Annotated in this window: 16 protein-coding genes and 1 riboswitch; of the genes, 9 read left to right on the top strand and 7 right to left on the bottom strand. The window is 41.6% G+C overall.

The window, feature by feature from the left end:
• Positions 1-34: 34 nt before the first annotated feature.
• The 3 genes from AC1DVB_RS11540 to AC1DVB_RS11530 form a co-directional block, all read right to left on the bottom strand.
• Positions 35-349: a DMT family transporter gene (locus tag AC1DVB_RS11540; protein WP_063575406.1), complete on the bottom strand. Its 315-nt coding sequence runs from the start codon at positions 347-349 to the stop codon at positions 35-37.
• A complete protein-coding gene (locus tag AC1DVB_RS11535; protein ID WP_063594494.1) occupies positions 349-690 on the bottom strand; it encodes a DMT family transporter in 342 nt (113 codons plus the stop codon). The genes AC1DVB_RS11540 and AC1DVB_RS11535 overlap by 1 nt, the downstream gene beginning before the upstream one ends.
• A 72-nt stretch (positions 691-762) precedes the next feature.
• A riboswitch (guanidine-I (ykkC/yxkD leader) is annotated at positions 763-863 on the bottom strand.
• 845 nt (positions 864-1,708) lie between these two features.
• Positions 1,709-2,680 carry a DMT family transporter gene (locus AC1DVB_RS11530; protein WP_057276807.1) on the bottom strand — a complete coding sequence of 324 codons (972 nt, stop codon included), beginning with the start codon at positions 2,678-2,680 and terminating at the stop codon, positions 1,709-1,711.
• A gap of 501 nt (positions 2,681-3,181) precedes the next feature.
• Here AC1DVB_RS11530 and AC1DVB_RS11525 point away from each other — a divergent pair.
• Positions 3,182-3,466 carry an AbrB/MazE/SpoVT family DNA-binding domain-containing protein gene (locus AC1DVB_RS11525; RefSeq protein ID WP_053536026.1) on the top strand — a complete coding sequence of 95 codons (285 nt, stop codon included), beginning with the start codon at positions 3,182-3,184 and terminating at the stop codon, positions 3,464-3,466.
• 59 nt (positions 3,467-3,525) lie between these two features.
• Here AC1DVB_RS11525 and AC1DVB_RS11520 read toward each other — a convergent pair whose 3' ends face one another.
• From AC1DVB_RS11520 to AC1DVB_RS11505, 4 genes are all read right to left on the bottom strand, one after another.
• On the bottom strand, positions 3,526-3,963 hold the full coding sequence (locus AC1DVB_RS11520) for a GNAT family N-acetyltransferase (protein WP_063575409.1): 438 nt from the start codon (positions 3,961-3,963) through the stop codon (positions 3,526-3,528).
• Positions 3,964-4,292: 329 nt separating this feature from the next.
• Positions 4,293-5,438, bottom strand: a complete 1,146-nt coding sequence (locus AC1DVB_RS11515) for a Ger(x)C family spore germination protein (RefSeq protein WP_063575410.1) — start codon at positions 5,436-5,438, stop codon at positions 4,293-4,295.
• A 4-nt stretch (positions 5,439-5,442) separates the two neighbouring features.
• Positions 5,443-6,927, bottom strand: a complete 1,485-nt coding sequence (locus tag AC1DVB_RS11510; RefSeq protein ID WP_477589299.1) for a spore germination protein — start codon at positions 6,925-6,927, stop codon at positions 5,443-5,445.
• Positions 6,902-8,002, bottom strand: a complete 1,101-nt coding sequence (locus tag AC1DVB_RS11505) for an endospore germination permease (protein WP_328176382.1) — start codon at positions 8,000-8,002, stop codon at positions 6,902-6,904. Before AC1DVB_RS11505 ends, AC1DVB_RS11510 begins: the two co-directional genes overlap by 26 nt.
• Positions 8,003-8,229: 227 nt before the next feature.
• Here AC1DVB_RS11505 and AC1DVB_RS11500 point away from each other — a divergent pair, with 227 nt between their 5' ends.
• The 8 genes from AC1DVB_RS11500 to AC1DVB_RS11465 all read left to right on the top strand — a co-directional run bounded on the left by AC1DVB_RS11500 (position 8,230) and on the right by AC1DVB_RS11465 (position 15,100).
• Positions 8,230-8,754: a YfiT family bacillithiol transferase gene (locus tag AC1DVB_RS11500; protein WP_477589297.1), complete on the top strand. Its 525-nt coding sequence runs from the start codon at positions 8,230-8,232 to the stop codon at positions 8,752-8,754.
• Positions 8,755-8,787: 33 nt separating this feature from the next.
• Positions 8,788-9,300 (top strand): GNAT family N-acetyltransferase, encoded by a 513-nt coding sequence (locus AC1DVB_RS11495; RefSeq protein WP_477589295.1) that lies wholly within the window; start codon positions 8,788-8,790, stop codon positions 9,298-9,300.
• 23 nt (positions 9,301-9,323) lie between these two features.
• Complete coding sequence (locus tag AC1DVB_RS11490) at positions 9,324-9,809, top strand: SRPBCC family protein (RefSeq protein ID WP_477589293.1); 486 nt, start codon at positions 9,324-9,326, stop codon at positions 9,807-9,809.
• A gap of 629 nt (positions 9,810-10,438) precedes the next feature.
• Positions 10,439-11,689: an MFS transporter gene (locus tag AC1DVB_RS11485; protein WP_230136791.1), complete on the top strand. Its 1,251-nt coding sequence runs from the start codon at positions 10,439-10,441 to the stop codon at positions 11,687-11,689.
• 99 nt (positions 11,690-11,788) lie between these two features.
• The gene (locus tag AC1DVB_RS11480) at positions 11,789-11,986 is read left to right on the top strand and encodes a hypothetical protein (RefSeq protein WP_098937244.1); all 198 of its coding nucleotides are present in this window, start codon (positions 11,789-11,791) and stop codon (positions 11,984-11,986) included.
• A 401-nt stretch (positions 11,987-12,387) separates the two neighbouring features.
• Positions 12,388-12,873 carry a methyl-accepting chemotaxis protein gene (locus tag AC1DVB_RS11475; protein ID WP_477589290.1) on the top strand — a complete coding sequence of 162 codons (486 nt, stop codon included), beginning with the start codon at positions 12,388-12,390 and terminating at the stop codon, positions 12,871-12,873.
• Between the two features lie 34 nt (positions 12,874-12,907).
• Positions 12,908-13,081, top strand: coding sequence for a hypothetical protein (locus AC1DVB_RS11470; RefSeq protein WP_156500257.1), 174 nt, complete (start codon positions 12,908-12,910; stop codon positions 13,079-13,081).
• An 816-nt stretch (positions 13,082-13,897) separates the two neighbouring features.
• Positions 13,898-15,100: a C40 family peptidase gene (locus tag AC1DVB_RS11465; protein ID WP_477589287.1), complete on the top strand. Its 1,203-nt coding sequence runs from the start codon at positions 13,898-13,900 to the stop codon at positions 15,098-15,100.
• Positions 15,101-15,104 lie beyond the last annotated feature (4 nt).

The raw sequence follows: 15,104 nt of genomic DNA, 5'->3' as shown, positions 1-15,104 counted from the left end.
CGTCTTTGATTTTTTCTATGCTTTTATGTCATTCCTATGAAACAAGTTTTAATCCCACTGCTGCGCCAAGGACCATGGCTATAAAAACGACCCTGCGCCAATCTTTGGATTCCCCGTATAAGAGCATCCCGATTATCGCTCCGCCTGATGCGCCGATTCCTGTCCAGATAGCGTAAGCCGTTCCCATTGGCAAGGTTTTCATGGCATAAGCAAGAAACAGGAAACTTGCTCCAAATCCGATGAATAACAGCAGTAAGGATTGCCGATTTCTGTCTTTGTGCAATTTATTGATCATCGCAACCCCAAACATCTCAAAAAGCCCCGCTAAGATTAAAGAGACCCAAGCCATTATGATTCATCCCCTTTCTCAGCCTTATCATCCGTCACTAGCTTCAAGCCGATCACCCCTGATAATAAGAGGAGGATCAATAGTGTTTTGCTCAGCTTGAAGGATTCTCCAAAGAAAAGGATTTCGGAAAAAACGGTCCCGGCAGTCCCCATACCGACAAAAACGGCATATACCGTTCCGACAGGAAGCTTCCTGCCAGCCATTATCATCAAGTAAAAACTGATGATGATTGAAATGACCGTTCCAGTCCAAGTCCAAAAGTCATCTGCATGTTTTAAGCCAATCACCCAAAATACTTCAAAAAAAGCTGCAATGAATACTTTAATCCAGTTTGTGCTCATGTAATAACGCACCTCCGATTTTATTCTTTACCAAAAAACAAAAAAAGCCCAAGAGATAACTGTTAAAACAGTTTCTCCCAGGCTTTTATCCTTCCGTGACACAGCATGCTGTGAGTTTTCTCTCGGACCAGACCAGCAATGAGACGCACTGCGGAACCCTAGAAAACCTTTGACATATACAATTACCTTTCATTATACATACTTTTTGAACTTACTCAAGGTAAAAGTTTTGCCAAATTCCAGGCCGATTTTTCCCTAATATCCGCATATGTCCCGTAACGTTTGCAGCTTTCATCTGAATACAGCGAGGCCATTTCGAACTTTCCGGACTATATTCAAATTTGAAAAAAGCCAGTTTGCCTATAGTTTTTTTATTTGGGTGAGTTGTGGTTGATTTCCCCTCCAGATGCTCGCTTTCCGCGGGGCGGGCGGTGAGCCTCCTCGGCGTAAACGCCTGTGGGGTCTCACCTGTCCCGCTGCTCCCGCAGGAGTCTCGCACTTCCGCTCCAATCAACCATAAATAGTTTCGTTTTAAAAACAACAACCTTTACGAAAAGATAGCAACAAAGTATGTGAAAACAGCCTTTTATTTAAATAACGCAAGGTAAGGTACGAGACACCTGGGGGCGAGCGCCTGGAGTGGAAATCAACAAATAATGAAGGGATAGATATGGTAGTGTAAACGGCTGAGGAATTTGCGGCGGTGCAGGTCAATTTTTCGGATCTTAACAAAGAATGCTAATATAAGAATTAGATTACAGAGGGAATGAAGGTGGCTCTTGCAGGTTCATATTTTAATTGTTGAAGATGATAATGATATTAGCGGATTGCTTTGCAATATGATGAAAAATATCCATTGCGCAAAGTTTAATGAAAAAAATGAATGGTGAGCTTTTTGCCACTCTGAAAAATCATCAATTCATCATGACCTGTCAATGGAATAAAAGAACGTAGTCTGCTTCAGTTTTCAGCTCAAAAAAGCCCCGAAATCTTATCCGGGGCTTTTTTGGTTTGCTATTTAGGCATTCACTGTCCGTTTCGGAGATGGGCCTTCTTTTTTATGTGATACATAGCTATGCAGGATCATTCCCATGATGACGATAAAGATGCCGAACCACGATAATGGAGAAGGAATCGGTAAAGATAGGAATAGTAATTCGCCAGCCAGGGCAAAAAGGACCTCCATCGATTGTGTTGCTTCAACTGAAGCTAATTTCTGCATATTTCCGCGTACCAAATCGGTCGCCATGAAAAAAAGGACCGTGGCGATGACTCCAGAAAATAGTGCCACCAAAAGGGATTGGAAACTCTGCATCTTCGTCGGCGCACCTACTGTAAAGAAACCGTACAAGGAAAGCAAAAGCCAGAATGGAAGACTCGCCAAAGTCATTCCCAAAACCCGCTGATAAGCATCCAGACGCCCTTCGGATACTTCCATCATTTTGCGATTTCCCAAAGGGTAGGCAAACGAGGCGATGACGATCGGGATCACTCCCAGCCAAAGATCGGCCATTGAAATGTGTTTGGTATGTTCCAGCTGCATCAGGATGATCCCAAGCAGAATGATCATGGACATGAGGAGGCCTTTCACAGAAACCCTTCCTCTTTGCCTTTCGATTCCATCTTTCGTTTGGACATTTTCAAAAAACAGCGGCGCAAGCAGCGCACCCGAAATGATCGTGATTTGCCAGGTGCCGGCGATCAGCCAGCCAGGTGAGTAGGCGGACGCAAAGCATAAAGGAGCATAAAATAACCCAAATCCGACAAAACTCCAAAGCAGCCAAGGACCCGGCTTTTCTCTCATCACTTGTAAAAGGGGACGCAGGTTTTTTCTGCTCCATACGATACACAACAGAAAGGGCACCATGAAGAAATAACGCAGCGAAGCACTCCAAATCCAACTTCCGCCAGACAGCTCCATGGCCTGATTCAAAACAAACGTAAATGCAAAAAAGAAAGCAGAACAAATACCTAATATAATCGGACGCAATTGACTCACCTCAATCTGTTTTATGAGTCAGTAAGACTCTGGAAGGATGGCAATCGTTTCGGCTTTCTGAAAAAAATTCAGATATATCCACTGTTTCAAAAGCGGAATGAATTTTCGGAATATTATAAGCGATCAATTTAAATTTTCCTTCAAAAGCAAAAGAAAATCAACAGGATTCTTTTAAGCTAGTGAAATTCATTATTTGTGATTCGACATGACATGAAAAGAAAGCTTTTTGGAATTAAATGAAGGCGTTTCCACTTGCGAATTTAAATTAGAAATATATACCAAATGAAGAAGCGGTAAACGTTGTCCTGACGCGTGTTATGAAGGAATTGCTAATATTTTATATAAAAATCATATAGAGGCAGATAGTATAAGAAGATACGAGAATTGACGAATATGGTAGGTAGTGGTATCTTAATAGGAGTGCAAATAATGTCGAATGGTGACGAAATATATAAATGCAACATTCGCAAGAAAGTTAGTGGGGTAAATTAAATGAAATCTACAGGTATTGTACGTAAAGTTGACGAATTAGGGCGGGTAGTCATTCCAATTGAACTGCGCCGAACATTAGGAATTAATGAGAAAGACGCTCTGGAGATTTATGTAGAACAAGAGCGCATCATCCTTCAAAAATATAAACCAAACATGACTTGTCAGGTAACAGGTGAAGTTTCCGATGACAATATGAAACTTGCTGACGGTAAATTAATACTTAGCCCAGAAGGTGCCGAACTTCTAATTAAAGAAATTCAAGCCAGCATGGAAACTGCTAAATAATTAATATACTAGATAAATAGCATCCAAGTGTAGGGAGGTTTTCCCTACACTTTTTTTAATTAAATGGTGAAATAATAAAAATGGTTCGATTCACGGGCGAAACCAATCTTTTCATAAAGTCTCTGTGCTTTCACATTATCCTGGCCAGTCTCCAGTGAAACCCCTTTAGCACCTGTTTCACGTGCAAAACCGATGGCCGCGTTCAATAACTCCTCGCCAAATCCCTTTTTACGGGCGGACTCCTTCACGAATAAATCATTCAATATCCATGACCGCATCATACTCACAGACGAAAAAGAAGGATACAACTGTACAAAACCAATTGGATTTCCTTCATCAAACGCCATAAAAACCACAGACTCCCCTTTTGTCAGCCTTTCCCTTAAAAACTCCCTTGCACAACCAGGATCAGAGGTTTGCTCATAAAAAACCCTGTATAAATCAAAAAGTTCCGCCAGTGATTCCAGCTCATGTAATGTAGCCTTCTGTATGCTCATAAATGGCCCCCTAAATGTTAGAATACTCTAAATTTACCATTTAACCATGCTATCCGCCAAATTCCGGACCGCATTTTCCAGCCCCCTAAATCAGGATGGAGCTCAAAAAGGCACCATCCTGATTTTTTCGGCTATAAACCCAAGGTGAGCAGCAAACTTATGAGATATCAGCGTTTACTCGTGAGTTTAGTCGATTTACTCGTGAGTTTGGAGCAAATACTCGTGAAAATGGAACAAATACTCGTGAATTAAGCCGATTTACTCGTGAATTCAACATTATCCAATAATATTGGGTACTATAAATTCCAAACCGAATCCTCAAATCTTCATTATTCCAGTGGTTTAGCTTCTAAGCCACCTGTGTTAAGGATATGTACCTTTACGTTTATATCATGTATTGAATCCTTATCTAAATAATCCTTAGGCTCTTTTAAATGATTCTTTTGCCAGTATTTTATCTCTTTGATATAAAGGGTTTTGCCTAGGTTTAAAGGGTCCGCGTTCTTTTGGAGCCCTGTTTTAAACGTTGATAGGATTTCCTTTTTTATTTGGCTTTCGAATTTACGTTTTATTTTGTCGATATCGATTTGGGTATCAAGCCCCAGTATTTTGCCGGAAACGTCAATTTCAATATCGAATTTGTACTTGCCATCCTTTAGAACAGGTTTCACTTTATGAGCCGGATGGGAAAAAGAGGCATAGATATCTTGCTTATTCATTGTGATGTTCACTGGAGTTTTGTTGGTCCTTTTAGTGAGCCAGCGTAAACCGCTCAGTTCTTTTTCAGAGAACCAGGGCTGGGACACTTTATAGTAAATGATAAATGCACCATCCATATAGAGGCTTTTTCGCTTTTTATCTTTTTCCTTCCAAACTTTATCGTTCCAGGAAATGGAGGGTAATATGGTGGTAGATGCTTTTTCCCGCTGGTCAGAGTAATACCTTTGGACTGTAATGGGTTGGATGAATGATATAATCCGGTATACATCATCCGGAAAATATAATGTCGTGTATAAAGGTGATAAATTAAAAAAGCCGTTAATGGAGAAAAGCTCATCCATGGAATTTTTTGTGGCAAAGATATTGGATGAGTATCTGAGTAATTGGTTTCTGTATATATAATCCACTATTTCTGTGCTTTGCCGGTTCAAAACATTTTCACTGATTACAAATGTGGATACATGCCCTAAATAGAGAGACTGTTGAGTATTGCTCATTAGTTTATTAATGGCGATCGAAATCGACGGTCCTTTTTGTTTCCCTACATATACGGGAGGGGCTTGCGTCGGCTTTGCCTCCGTTTTAGCTACCGCAGCGAAGTCTACAAGTTGCGTATAGACTATGTATTCCCCATCTTTGAAATCTATCCCGATGGCCGTTATATAATGGAAGTCCTGGATCGTTTTTTCATCCCAACAGCCTGAAAGAAATAGGAGTAATTGTAGGGTCAACCAAATTTTACAGATGCGGAACATTGCCTTACTGCCCCTTTCTGGTTTTATCATTAGCGGCCAAGGATCGTTTGCTCATGGAATTCCATGGCGACTTTAGGAATGAATCCAGGATTTTTGTGATTCTTGGCGGGTTCATTCCGCCAATATATGAAACACCGAATGAATCAAGCCTGGATAATAAAGTGACAATGGAAAGGAAACCGATTATCAAGCCGTAGATTCCATAAATGCAGCTTAGTAACAGCACAAACATACGCAGAACGGTAACGGCACCTGTTAAAGACTGGTTTACAAGTGTATAAGATGCAACAGAGGTTACGGCAGTGACGACAAGCATGGTTTGTGAAGTCAGTCCTGCCCTTATCGCCGCATCACCGACAATTAGGCCTCCTACAACCGCAACTGTCTGCCCAACCGCTTTAGGTAACCTGACCCCGGATTCACGGAATAATTCAAATAAAATGAGCATGAGAATGAATTCCATCGTGGCAGATAAGGGAAGCCCCAGCCTTGAAAGGGTTATGGTGGCCAGTAACGGGAACGGCACCTGTTCAATATTGAAAGCGGAAATGGAGATCCAAAACCCCGGCAATAAAACGGTAATGCCAAGCCCCATAAAGCGAAGAAGTCGCTCAAGGCTTACAAATAGATAAGGAAGATTCGAATCTTCTGCGGTTTTTATTTGCAATAGTAAGGTAGAAGGGGCCACGATTACCGTTGGCATGCCATCCACGATTAGAATGAATCTTCCTTGATTGAGTGCTTCAACTACAAAATCAGGGCGACTCGTATAATGAGTGAGTGGAAATATACTATATTTACTGTTAGTGATCAATTCCTCCAATTGTTGGCTGCTCACCAAAATATCAATATCAAGGGAGTTGATTTTCGATCTTACGTTTTTAACAAGTTCTTTATTGATGATGTCATCCATGTACATCAGTGCGACTTTCGTTTGACTGCGCCTCCCAACGATAAAGTCTTCATAGGCAAGCGATTTTGTTTTTAGCCGCTTTCTGATTAAAGCTGTATTCATGGATAAATCTTCGACAAATCCATCTCTTGGACCTCTTACCGAGACCTCGAAGGAAGACTCCTCGGGCTGCCGGTTCGGCACGTTGGACAATTCGATTGAAAATAACTCTTGGACTGAGGGTATGAATAATAAGGCATGCCCGGAGAAAATCAGCTGCTGGACGTTATTGAATTCACTATCGATGGTTACTTTCCTGAGGTCTATCAAGGGTTTTAGCTTGTTGATTGATTCTTCGGCATCGATGCTCTCATCCAATTCCATCATTTTGTTTAACTTTTCCAAAATTCCTTCGTTCAGTAAACTGATGTCGRCCATACCCGAGCAGTAAAAAATAAGGACAGTAATGGGTCTTTCGTTTTCTCCGATATAAATCATTTCAAACTTGATATCTGAGCTTGAACTGAATAACTCCCGAAATGTTTCCTCCCTTAATTCTAAGAGGGGTGGCTCATTTTTGGATCGTTTCATTCGCATGTCGTTTCCCCTCCTTAGATCTGATGAAAGTGCCGATAAACAAAAAGGCGGACAACAGTAATAGGAAATAAAAAGCGCCAGGATAGTAGAATGTCTGGCTTACATGCAAGAACTTGAAATTACTGAATGGTACGATGGAGATGACGACCATCAGAAAACCTACAGCGAAAAGAATTCCAAGCTTCACATTATTAGTTTTTCCTTTAAAGACTTCCATTATTAAGAATAACGCCATTGAAACGCGGATATAGGCACCAGCAAGCCATTGGTAAATGGAAAAGAAGTCTGTATGTTCAATATATTTACCAATTGTCAGCAAACGCCATTGTTCATAGGCGGGGTACCTCATGACTTCGGCTAAGCTCGGCCCGAATTCAGCGAGTGCTGCTGTTAATGGACCAAGAAGTAAAAACACTAGTCCAAGGCATAAGAATACTAATACCTTTATCTTGAGCTTATCCGAAAGTTTCTCTTGAAAAAAAACGATTAAAATCAGTTCGGCAAGGCCATAACCAGAATATTGAAGGGTTTTTATGCCATGAAAATAGCCATTCTCGAAAAGGGGAAGGAGGTGGCTATAGTCTTTTGTCGGTATATTTCCGGTCGCAACGAAAATGCCAAGAATGACGACTATTGGCAATAATACAGACGAGCAAATGGCGATGGACCGCATACCAGAATGGGCAAGAAAAATGCATAGCAGCGTAAACGGAATGATAATCGCTAAACTTGGGGTTTCAAAAAGAAAGCTTGTCGTGATCCAATCAATCGTTTCCTTTGTGGTGGCCAAAACAAGACTGATCAGATAAATCACGATAAAGAATAAAGCGATATTTTTAATGTGTTTTCCAAATCTATTTTCAAGCCAATCCGTCAGGGACTGATTATCCATATTCTTGATTATTCTCGATAATATATAGGCCCAAATCGGGATCAATCCAATAGTTAGGATAGAAAAAAACCAAGCATCCCTTCCGCCGGTGGATAGGAGGAAAGGGATCAAAATAACGTGATTAAGAAGGCCGATTGATAAAAAGAAGATGCTAAGGGTTTGTATCGAACTAATTTTCTTCAAGATGATCCTATCCCCATTTCCATTGTTTAAAGATGGATTGATGCACATGCCATTCATTTGTTTATGGTTGCTAAATATGGAAATAGTATTCGTGCTAATGTTGTGGAATAAGTTTCCTGGTGTTTAGTGATGAGCGGTAGAGCAAAGCAAAGTATGCCGGAAAAAGGATTTGTCTTAATCGATAAAGAATATATATAGATGCTGTTTTTATTGAACATCAAGGGGGAATGAAGTTGGATTTAAGATACCCGGTCGGGAAGTTTCAGATTGACGGGGAAATTACTTGTGGTATAGCCGAGGGGTGGCTCAAAGAGATTGAAGCTTTGCCTCGGATGCTGCGTGAAGCGGTAGGTAACATGGATGATGAACAGCTTGATACGGCTTATCGGCCTGGAGGATGGACGGTCCGTCAGGTGGTGCATCATGTTGCCGATAGTCATATGAATGCGTATATTCGCTTCAAATTGGCCCTTACGGAAGAAAGTCCTGTCATTAAAGCGTACGAGGAGGGGCAATGGGCTGAGCTGCCTGATTATGATTTGCCGATTGAAGTATCCCTATCACTGCTCGAAAGTATACATATCCGAATGTGTAAACTTTTATCGGACCTTCATGCTGATGACCTGAGCCGGACCTTCATCCATCCTGATTCAGGAAAGGTGACTGTCGGTGAAAATATAGGCATTTATGCTTGGCACGGACGACATCATCTGGCTCATATTACTTCTTTATCAAAGCGCCAGGGATGGTGAATCTATTATATCTTCTAAAAGGTTGTGATTACTTTGAATGCCGATGTGAAAATCGAACAATTAACATCAATTGGATACCATCTTAATGAACTTTCCGACCTTTTGGTTCAGGTGGTGGATGATGGTGCGTCCATCGGTTTTTTACCACCCATGAAACAGTCTGAGGCCGTCGATTACTGGGGTAGTGCCATGAATCGTGATGTGATTCTGTTGGTCGCTAAGTTACAGGGTAAGATTGTCGGGAGTGTACAGTTACATTTATGTTCAAAGCAAAATGGCGGCCATCGAGCGGAAATCGCAAAATTAATGACACATACTGGTTATAGAAGAAATGGCATAGGACGATCACTCATGCTAGAGGCTGAGAAGAAGGCCAAGCAGGAAGGGCGGACATTATTGGTCCTTGATACGAGGGAAGGAGATCCTTCAAATCTCCTGTATACCTCATTGGGATATATTCAGGCAGGCAGGATTCCTGATTATGCGAAATCTTCAAATGGTGAATTCCAACCGACCATTTTTTATTATAAAAATAATCTCGGGTAACGAATTGAGTGGGGGGAATCCAAGTGCAAGCTGTAATCGAAAAAGAAGGTAATGGGATTATCGCAAGATTCGATCGCCTGCTCAATCATCCGGTTGAAAAGGTATGGGGTGCTTTAACGGAGAATGATAAGGTGGAAAAGTGGATGTCCAACCTGGAAATGAAGGACCTCCGAAAAGATGGGACGATAAAATTCAATTTCAATGATGGGTCAGGGAAATCTTTTGATATGAAGATCAGGGAATTCCGGGAATCTGCCGTTTTAGATTTTGAATGGGGGGACGGCTGGGTTCGTTTCGAGGTATCCCCTGAAAAGGATGGATGCTCATTGGTATTGAAAGAATCCATCACGCCAGTTAATGATCATACATCAAAAGATTTGGCAGGCTGGCATATTTGCCTTGAAATGTTTAGTGATTTACTTGATGGACACCATCAGGACTTCCCAATGGATGAATGGGAAAAATGGCATAAGGAATATATGGCCGCCGTCAAACGAATGGATGGATAATGGATGTGTGACATGCAGCAGGATACATAAGGAAACGGAACGATGAATTTCGGCCGAAGCCGAAATGATGCTTCTGCCAGAAGGAAGTTTCTTGTTGATATTCCAGTTAGCTCCATGTTAAGATGACTTTAACTTTTGAGAAATGGAGGTTTTCCTTGTGACATTTATCAGACTGCGTTTCCAATCTTTGAACCGTTAATTGAATACGTTCAAGAGCTCTGCCGTCCGCAGGGTAAATGGGAATGGTCTGTCTATTTTTAAGGAAACCTTCATTTTACGCATTTAAGAAAAAAGAGACGATTTCAACTCTTTTTTTGTGTCCAGCTGAAGCCGGGGCAACCTTTGTGATCAAAGGTTTTCACGATTTCAGTTGACTATAAAATGGAAGAATTATTAGGGGAGAATTACTTTACCTATCCAAAGGTCATTTTGGATAAGTGTAAGATCCTCCATTGTATTGACCAAACCGAAGGCCAGTGGGAGATTGATTTTTTATCGTTAAAATACTCATCCTCTCAGGTTTCTTTAGATAGGTTCTGATCCATTTACTCTAAACACAGGCAAATAGCCTGTGTTTTTTTTAGGGCATCAAGAAAAAAATATTGAAAATAGAATGAGGTGTTTAAGAGATGAAATCATTAAATGATCAAGAAAAGGACAATTGGAAAAAGAATATCACTCTTTTTCTAGGCAGTCAGACGATATCCCTCTTTGGTTCGTCCTTGGTTCAGTATGCCATCATGTGGTATATCACGTTGAATACACAGTCGGGTGTCATGATGACGATATCCATCGTTTGTGGTTTCGTGCCCACCTTCATACTCTCCCCAATCGCGGGGGTATGGGCAGATCGCTATAATCGGAAGATACTGATCATTCTTTCGGATTCTTTGATTGCCATTTCGACGCTCGTATTGGCCATCTTGTTTTTAATCGGCTACGATGAGCTTTGGCTGCTTTTCGTCATGTCCGCTGTCCGTGCAATCGGAACTGGGATCCAGACTCCGGCAGTAGGGGCCATTCTCCCGCAACTTGTTCCAGAGGATAAGCTTACGAAGGTGAACGGGACAAATGGAAGCATTCAAGCGCTAGTGATGCTTGTTTCCCCCATGGTGAGCGGCGCGCTGCTTACGATGGCTTCAATCGAAACCATTTTCTTCATTGATGTGATTACAGCTGCAATTGCCATCTTCACATTGCTGGCCTTTTTGAAAATTCCAGCACATGCGAAGGCATTACAAAAGCAAACAACCAGCTATTTCACCGATTTGCAAGAAGGCTTCAGTTATATCAGGAATCACGACTTTCTTAAGAAGTTCTTTATGTTTTTCGCATTTTTCTTCGTGCTTGCCGCACCAGTTGCATTCCTAACACCGCTTCAGGTCACACGCTCTTTCGGGAATGATGTATGGCGGTTGACTGCGATAGAAATCACCTTTGCCATCGGTATGATGCTAGGCGGTATTTTCATGGCTTCCTGGGGAGGCTTTAAAAACAAGATCCATACGATGACACTTGCAAGCCTTATAATTGGTGCCTGTACTTTCGCTCTTGGAATCATCCCCGTTTTTTGGATCTACTTGATCATCATGGGGGTAGTGGGATTGGCGATGCCCATTTTTAATACGCCGTCCATGGTCTTGTTACAGGAGAAGATCGAGGGTGATCTTCTTGGGAGGGTATTTGGTGTTTTAGGAATGATCTCGACTTCCATGATGCCCCTGGGAATGCTTGTATTCGGACCGATATCCGACCTCATTAAAATAGAATGGCTCCTTATAGGAACGGGTATATTGCTGTTCATTCAAGGTTTTTTCCTACTGGGCAGCAAAGTGTTGGTCGAAGCCGGTAAACCCATCCCAAAAGATGCCTCCGAGTAATGGGGAAAGGAACGACATGTCAGGCTGAAGGGTTTTTCCGCATGCCGGATATTTATTCTTGTAGAAAGATGATACATGAAAGTCATAAAGGAGGAAAAGGTGGGTTTTTTGGGAAATTTATTTAATTGGATGGTAGTTATCGGAATGATTCTGCTTATAGGACGATTGATTACGATGGCGTTCTTATTTCTGGAAATTCCATTTACGACCTTTTTTAAGGACTACAGTCTCATTTCGATCATCATTTTAATAATAGGTGCAATTGGTCAGCAATTCACCAAGACGGGTAGAAAGTAAAATGAGTTATCACCTTTCCTTCATGAAAAGAATCAGCTTCGAATTCACTAGACCGAGATATTCTAATGTCGGTCTAGTTTTTTATTTAAAAAATGTTCCAGTTGATATCAGAAATCCGCTCCCTTTCCGCCGACAGTCTGACAAGCCTCCTCGACGCAAGCGTCTGCAGTGTCTCGTCTAGCGAGTTATTCGGCAAAAGTGTCTCAGATTTCTTCAATCATTAAGGATATAGGTAAAAAAACAGGAAGGATAAACTAGTTTACTTTTAAAATCTTGGTTCGGGCGAGAGCAATTCGAAACTTCCTTTTGCCGAGAAATTGATGGAACCGCCGGACTGTAGACGAATTGGAGAAGAAGAGCCAGTTTCCCTACAATATTTCTTAAAAAAGAAGTTCCAGTGATTGGAACGTAAGGTACGAGACTCCTGCGGGAAAAGCGTGGCCAAGGGAAGACCCCGCAGGCGAGCGCCGAGGAGGCTCACGGACCGCCCGCGGAAAGCGAGTGCCTGGAGTGGAAATCATTACACATACCCCTTTTCGGAAATCGCTCCCTTACCGCCGACTGCCTGCCAAGCCTTCACAGCATGCACTAGTGGGGTCCCGGCCCTTGTAAAGCGAGTGTCTGGAGGCAACGTTTCACATTTTACAATGGGCATTGTTTTTCGGGTCACCAATGCCATATCGAAAATATCGGAACAAACCAATTTATTATCTTTGAATGCATCTTTAGAAGCTGCAAGGGCAGGTGAGTCCGGCAAAGGTTCTGCTGTCGTGGCGAATGAAGTAAGGAGCTTGGCTGATGGTTCAAAAGAAGCTACAAAAAACATTCAAGCAATCATCCAAAGCATTCTGTCAGATACAGAGGAATTGCTAAAAAACGACCAATGAAACGAACCAAATCAGCAAGGATCAGAAAAATGCCGTGAGCACGGTAAGTGAAGCCATGAAAGAGCTGGAAGATTCCGTAGGGAAAATATCCAATTCGATTCAGGAACAAGCTGCTTCTTCCAATGAACTTGCTCAATATACACAGCAGCTTACACAGTTAATAAATGATTTGGAGCAGACGTTAGGGGAATTCCAGATAGAGAAGTAGGGAATAACAAGTGTTGCAAAAAGGGAGGCCATTACAGTGGTTTCCTTTTTTGTTAGATTGCCATTACATCATTCTAAAGAGGTGAATCGCCGGGACATCTCTTTATGGTGGACATATTCAATGGAAGTACAAAAGTACAATTTAGAGGATCGGGTCAAGTATCCATGCTTTTTTTACAAAGGGGAATAATATATAGGAATCGGACAAGTCGGCACGGATATTAAAAGCTTGCACAAATTTATATGCGATAGATTCATAGTAAAGAGAGGGAAATGCCATTTAGCGTTCCATTTATTTACTTCTGCTAGATGATGGGTGATACCAATGGATTTGGGTTCCTGATCAAAAACCCGTCGCCTTCGTTATCACTTCCGTTTGTTATCATGCAAAACCTCAAATACGTTTCTCCTCCAAAACTATATCTTCCATTTTTATCTAAGTGTTCACTCCTATATCGTCATCCTCAACATAATAGGGCAAGCCGTATATAAACGACTTTATCATGACCGGGATTTCTCTAATCTACCTTTATCCATACTGCCAAGATAAACAAAATCCTTTAGGAATTCTTCGATTTCCAACTTTTATCGATGAGGTATAGGAATAAAGGTTTGCTTTTATGGTGTTCAATTGAATCTGACTGTTTGTTTTTAGAGAAAGTAGACTGAAAGTTTCATTTATTTTACCGATAATATAATTGCCGTAGACATTAAGGTTCATCTGATTAAGTGGATGATAGGATAGAAGGTTCGTATGATGGGATTTACTTGAACATCATAAATATAAAAATATTTCAGCGTATAAAGGAAGGTTAAAATGTTTAATGGAAAAATAAGCTGTATGATACTGACATTGGTATTCATGGTTAGTTTCATTTTCTTACCTGGTTTAAAGGCCGAGGCTGCAGATCCTGTGCATACTGTAAGCTCTGGCGAAACGGTGGAATCGATTGCCAAGACATATGATATATCGGCAGAGCAATTGATGAAGACGAATGGTTTACCGGATGATAAGTTATTTGCGGGCCAAAAGTTGACGATCATTCAAACGGCGTATACCCCTTCCATCTATCAATGGTCGGAGAGAGGGAAAAAAATTGCGAAATATGCGAGATCTTTCATAGGGTTTAAAAAGACAGCCGGAGAGGAGACGCCTGAAAAAGGGTTCGATTCGAGCGGAATGATCCATTGGGTGCTGTCCCGGCAAAATGTGCCGGTCGACCGTTTGACAGTAGATGGTTTTTATAAGCAAGGGATGGATACAGTCACTCCGAAAACTGGGGATATAATATTCTTTCTGGAAAAAGACAGCTTAAAAGTCGTGACTGCGGGTATTTATATCGGCGAAAACCAATTTGTCAATTCTGGATATGGTGCAGAAACGGTTCAGGTGAGATCCACCACAGAAGATTACTTTGCAAAATACCAAGTGGCGTACAAAACATACACGCCTAAAGGAGAGCATATCGTCCAAATGGGAGAAACGCTTAATAGTATATCGGAGCATTACAGCATTTCCATGAGTGCAATCAAAAGCCGCAACGCTTTAAATACCGATGAGTTGATGCAGGGGCAGTACCTTCAACTATACAGCAACCCGCTATTTCCGTTTTATGTAAACCAGGAGGCTGCATATGATAAAGCATATGATGTCATCAAGTATGCATACACGTTACGCGGATTCACCTATGTTTTCGGGGGAGAAGATCCAATGACCGGAATGGATTGCAGCGGCTTCATTTATTGGGTCATGAAGGAGCAGGGCCTTTCTGTAAAACGAGATTCCGCAGAGGATTACTTCTCATTGGTGCCCAAAATCGATAATCCGAAGGCCGGGGATTTAGTATTTTTTAGGGACACGGGAACAAGGGTGGGTGTGACCCATGTAGGAATTTATCTGGGTGATGGCCGTTTTCTCAATTCAACGGAAAACACCGGCGTTCATATCTCCAACCTTTCGTCAGGTTATTTTGCCGAGAAATTCGAAAGCTTCGGTCAAGCCGAAAGCCTCATCGACTAAGAAG

The sequence above is a fragment of the Peribacillus sp. P4_D6 genome (genome assembly GCF_056401795.1).
Note: the sequence above shows the minus strand (reverse complement) of the source record. Positions and strands in the feature narration are given on the sequence as shown.

Coding starts and splice junctions, on each gene's coding strand:
- AC1DVB_RS11540 (WP_063575406.1), bottom strand. CDS start 349: ATGGCTTGGGTCTCTTTAATCTTAGCGGGGCTTTTTGAGATGTTTGGG.
- AC1DVB_RS11500 (WP_477589297.1), top strand. CDS start 8,230: ATGAAGTTGGATTTAAGATACCCGGTCGGGAAGTTTCAGATTGACGGG.
- AC1DVB_RS11535 (WP_063594494.1), bottom strand. CDS start 690: ATGAGCACAAACTGGATTAAAGTATTCATTGCAGCTTTTTTTGAAGTA.
- AC1DVB_RS11520 (WP_063575409.1), bottom strand. CDS start 3,963: ATGAGCATACAGAAGGCTACATTACATGAGCTGGAATCACTGGCGGAA.
- AC1DVB_RS11525 (WP_053536026.1), top strand. CDS start 3,182: ATGAAATCTACAGGTATTGTACGTAAAGTTGACGAATTAGGGCGGGTA.
- AC1DVB_RS11465 (WP_477589287.1), top strand. CDS start 13,898: ATGTTTAATGGAAAAATAAGCTGTATGATACTGACATTGGTATTCATG.
- AC1DVB_RS11485 (WP_230136791.1), top strand. CDS start 10,439: ATGAAATCATTAAATGATCAAGAAAAGGACAATTGGAAAAAGAATATC.
- AC1DVB_RS11515 (WP_063575410.1), bottom strand. CDS start 5,438: ATGTTCCGCATCTGTAAAATTTGGTTGACCCTACAATTACTCCTATTT.